Source organism: Streptomyces sp. IBSBF 3136 (genome assembly GCF_036815105.1).
Taxonomy (GTDB): Bacteria; Actinomycetota; Actinomycetes; order Streptomycetales; family Streptomycetaceae; genus Streptomyces.
The window spans coordinates 1-1,023 of record NZ_JAJSZC010000471.1 but is presented as its reverse complement, the minus strand read 5'-3'; the positions used below and the strand labels follow the sequence as shown (position 1 = coordinate 1,023).

The 1,023-nt window shown below is 77.6% G+C and carries 1 protein-coding gene; it reads right to left on the bottom strand.

Annotated elements, in window-relative coordinates; translation table 11 throughout:
* Window positions 1–120 precede the first annotated feature (120 nt).
* Window positions 121–1,023, bottom strand: a 903-nt coding sequence (locus tag V7E45_RS40285) for a CU044_5270 family protein (protein WP_333779246.1), incomplete at its 5' end; no start/stop codon positions are given.

Genomic DNA, 1,023 nt, shown 5'->3' with positions numbered 1-1,023 from the left:
GCCCCCAGCTCCCGCACGCGCCCCGGCCACGACGCGTCCGCCCCCGGTGAGCCGTACGCGGACACGCCGGCGGCGGCCCGGCGGCACCTGACCGCCGCCGCCCGGGAGTTCGGGGTGTGATCAGCGCATCCAGGCGCTGTAGCCCATGACGTCCCCGGCCTTCACGCCGTACTCGGGTGCGGCCACGGCGAAGGTGTCCTCCATGCCGAGGACGGTGCCGGTGCGCGGTTCCAGGATCAGCATGTGCCGGACATGGCCGTCGTCGTACACGTACGCGTGGCCCCGTCGGCCGAGGCGGTCGGTGACGTCGCCGGCCGGCCGCAGCCCCTCGGCCCCGGCGAACAGCCGGACCAGCGCGGCCGATTCGCGGGCGCCGAGGGTCCAGTGGTCGAGCAGTTCGGCGGTGGCGTCGAGGAGTTCGGTGGTGCGCAGCGGGGCCGTGTCGCGGTCGACCCCGGGGCGGGCCAGCTCGGTGAGGTAGGCGCGCAGGCCCGGCGCGGTGTGGGGCGGGGTGGCGTCCGGCGGGGCGTCGCTCCACATCGGCGGATAGGTGGTGCGGCTGATGACATGGCCGTCCGCGACCTCGTGGGGGGTGTCGCCCTCGTCGCTGAGCACCGGCCGGCCGGTCCGGCGCGGGTCGGTGGCGACGACCAGCTCGGTGTGGCCGGCGTCCGCCCGCCAGCGCACCACCCGTTCCTCGGGGAGCACGACCGGGGGCCTGTCGTCGCTCATGCCGAGACTCCACGACTGCGTGTGCGTGCCCCTGCGCAGGGCCGGCTCACCGGCGGCCGCCGCCGCGTCGGCCAGGGCGACCATGTCCTTCAGGGGCACGGGCGTGGAGCGGACGTGGACGGTCAGCGGGCGCGGCGCGGCGACGGCGTGCTGGGGGTTCGGGCCGCCGAGTACGGCGCCCACGGCGACCGCGAGCACGGCGACGGTGGCCGCGAGGCCCCAGACCAGCCGGGTGCGCGGGCCGCTGGGGGCCGGGCGGGCGAGAAGCCGGGCGGACGGGCCGCTGCGGGT